This window comes from Corynebacterium sp. UMB9976, from assembly GCF_030212265.1.
In the GTDB taxonomy this organism is placed as follows: domain Bacteria; phylum Actinomycetota; class Actinomycetes; order Mycobacteriales; family Mycobacteriaceae; genus Corynebacterium.
Map to the genome: position 1 here is coordinate 1 of NZ_JASODY010000039.1, position 3074 is coordinate 3074.

Consider the following 3074-nt stretch of genomic DNA (forward strand, 5'->3'; position numbering starts at 1 on the left):
ACTTGAAATCCGTCATCGTTCCGTCCGTCCAATCTCCGCCAAGCATGCTCAAGCTTCACGATTTTTGCAACAGAGCCATCACGGGCGAATCCATCCCCGCAGAGAAGAAGGACGGCGACCAGGTCTTCGCCGGCACCTGGCTGCGCAGCGGCGCGCTGCGCGTCGAGGCTGTGGACATCGGCTCGGATACCACCCTGGCCAAGATCATTCACCGCGTCGAGGACGCCCAGGATGACCGCGCGAAAACCCAGACCTTCCTGGAGAAATTCAGCCGCTGGTACACGCCGGCCGTCATGATCGGCGCGATTCTGGTCGGCCTGATCACCCGCAACACGGAGCTCGCCCTGACCCTGCTGGTCATCGGCTGCCCAGGCGCGCTCGTCATCAGTATCCCGGTGTCCATCGTGGCCGGTATCGGGCGCGCGGCCCGCGACGGCATTCTCATCAAGGGTGGCGAGTACCTGGAGCAGGCCGCGAAGGTGGACGCCGTGGTCGTCGACAAGACGGGCACGCTGACCCTTGGCCGCCCGGCGCTGACCGATGTGCGCACCCTGCCGGGTTCGCGCTGGTCGGAAAAGGAAATCCTCCAGATTGCCGCGGACGTGGAGAGCGCCTCCGAGCACCCCCTGGCCGCCGCCATTGTGGAAGGCGCGGTGGACCGGAGCGTGCGTGAGGCCGGATTCGTCGCTGATATTCAGGACGCCGATCCGGTGGTGGCCCAGGGGATCACAGCAACCGTGCCGGGTGTCGGCCGAGTGTCCGTGGGCACTGCCGAGCTGCTGGATGATGCGGCGAGCGGCGTTAATGCCGCCCTGGCAGCGGTGGCCGAGCTCAACGAGCAGGGCAAGACCGCGATGATCGTTGGCGTGGACGGTGCGCCGGCCGGCGTGGTGGCCGTGGCTGACGAGGTACGGCCAGAAGCGCGGCCTGCGGTGGAGGCACTCCACAAGGCCGGGGTGAAGGTCGTCATGGCAACGGGTGATGCCAAACCGGTGGCGCGCAACGTCGCTGCCGAGCTGGGCATCGATGAGTTCCACGCAGGCATGCTGCCCGAGACGAAGGTGGACGTGGTCCGCGGGCTGCAGTCTGAGGGCCACACCGTGGCGATGTTGGGCGACGGCGTGAATGACATGCCCGCGCTAGCCACCGCCGAGATTGGCGTGGCGATGGGCGCGGCCGGGTCGCCGGCAACCATCGAGACCGCGGATATCGCGCTCATGGCCGATCGGCTCACGAGGCTTCCTCAGTCGCTGATCCTGGCCAAGCGCACCGCACGCACCATGCGGGTGAACATCTTCATCGCGCTGGCAACGGTGCTGGTCCTGCTGCTGGGAGTGTTCCTCGGTGGCGTGACCATGGCGGTGGGCATGCTGGTCCACGAGGCGAGCGTGCTGCTGGTCATTGTGATCGCCATGACGCTGCTGCGACCCGTGCGGACCTAAGGCCCGCTGGGCGGGGGCCGGCCCTTTCTGGGCCGGTCGAGGCTTGGACCAGTTTCCTCTGGGCTTCAGCCCTGCTACTCCGGGCGCTCGAAGCGCTCCTGGCGGCCCAAAGTGTGCAGCTGGAGCCACTCGCGGAAGCCGGCGACGTCCTTCCTCTGGACCAGGAAGAACCACGCGAAGCGCGCGTACTCCTGCGGCAGCAACCGCCGCATGCCCGGCTGCGACATGAGGTAACCGCGGTTACGGTACGTGAAGTAGCGCTTGAACTCGCCGTCCGGGTACTGCGTGTGCATGCGCCCGCCGAGGATCGGCTTGAACTCCTCCGAACCATCTGGGTGCGCATAAGCACAGGTCAGGCTCGTGCCGAAGCGTAGGCCGCTGCGGACGATGCGGCGGTGGTATTCGACCTCGTCGCCGCGGATGAACAGCCGATAATCCGGCACGCCGATGATCTCCATCGCGCGGGCGGAAATCAGCGCACCGTTGAAGAGGCTCGCGATGCCGGGCAGGAAGTCCCCCTCGAGTTCGGAGACGCGGCGGCGCCACGTGAGCCCCTGGCGCAGCGGGAAGGCCAGGCGATCCGGGTTGTTGATGTTCGTGACCAGCGGAGATACCTGCGCGAGCTGCTCGCGTTCGGCGACGTCCAGCAGGGTGGCGAGGACGTTCTCGTCGGCGGGGCGGCCGTCGTCGTCGGCGCACCAGATGGCGTCGGCGCCCAGGGCGAGTGCTGCGAGGAAGCCGAGGGCGAAGCCGCCCCCACCGCCCAGGTTCGTGCGGCTGGGCAGGTACATCGGGCGGGGACGTCGCTGGGGGACGTCGCCGGCGGAACCGGACGCGCCGGAGCTGGGCGCGGACGTCGACGTCGTGGCGTCGTCGTTATTGGTGGTGTCGTCGGCGGTGGTCGGGACGTCGTCGGCTTCGTCGGACGCCTTCGTGATGGCGGCCCCGACGGTCTGGATCTCCGCGAAACGGCGGGCGGCGATCTCCGCGGACGCGCGGCGGGACTGCGGTTCCCCGCCGAGCTTCGCGTGGACCAGGGTTTCGACCGCGGGGTCGGCGCCGTTGTCCACGACGATGACCCAATCGGGGCGACGGGTCTGCTTGGCCACCATGTCGAGGCTGCGTTCCAGCAGGTCAACGCGGTTGTGGGTGACGATCACGGCGGCGATGGTGCCGCGCGGGTCGATGGCATAGCGCCCCGGGTTGGGTGCGGTGTGGTTCGCGTTGCCCTGGGAACCGGTGCCTGCCTTCGTGGCCGGGGTTCCGGTGTGGCTGGCGGTGCTGCCCTGGGACCCGGTGATGCGGGCGATGGTGCTGGTGGCAGCGTTTTTGAGTCCTCGGAGCGCGCGTTTCATGGGTGCTACTTTACCCGGTCTGCGTGAGGCCTCTGGCGATGCGCGCCGGGCTGGCGCGTGCCCGCGCCCCTGCCCTGGCGTGGGGCCGAGCGTGAGCCCGTGCTCCTTGCACTTCACCCGGTTGCGCTCCACCCCACCCGCACCCGGTTTTGGGCTGTATCGTGTCAGGTTTTGTTTGTTTTGTGGCACGGCACGGCCCAAAACCGCGTTTGTGCGCACCCGGCCATGCGTTTCTCCCGTGTTCCCAACCGTGTGCCCGTGTGCCCGTACGTGCCCC

Annotated in this window: 1 protein-coding gene and 1 pseudogene; one reads left to right on the top strand and one right to left on the bottom strand. The window is 68.1% G+C overall.

Annotation, left to right across the window (positions count from 1 at the left end; translation table 11 throughout):
* The coding region (locus QP140_RS09630) for a heavy metal translocating P-type ATPase (protein WP_149121824.1) at positions 1-1442 on the top strand (1442 nt) is incomplete at its 5' end.
* Positions 1443-1516: 74 nt separating this feature from the next.
* Here QP140_RS09630 and glfT1 read toward each other — a convergent pair.
* Positions 1517-2239 (bottom strand): annotated as a pseudogene (gene glfT1, locus QP140_RS09635) (galactofuranosyltransferase GlfT1); the annotation flags it as partial.
* Positions 2240-3074: the final 835 nt, after the last annotated feature.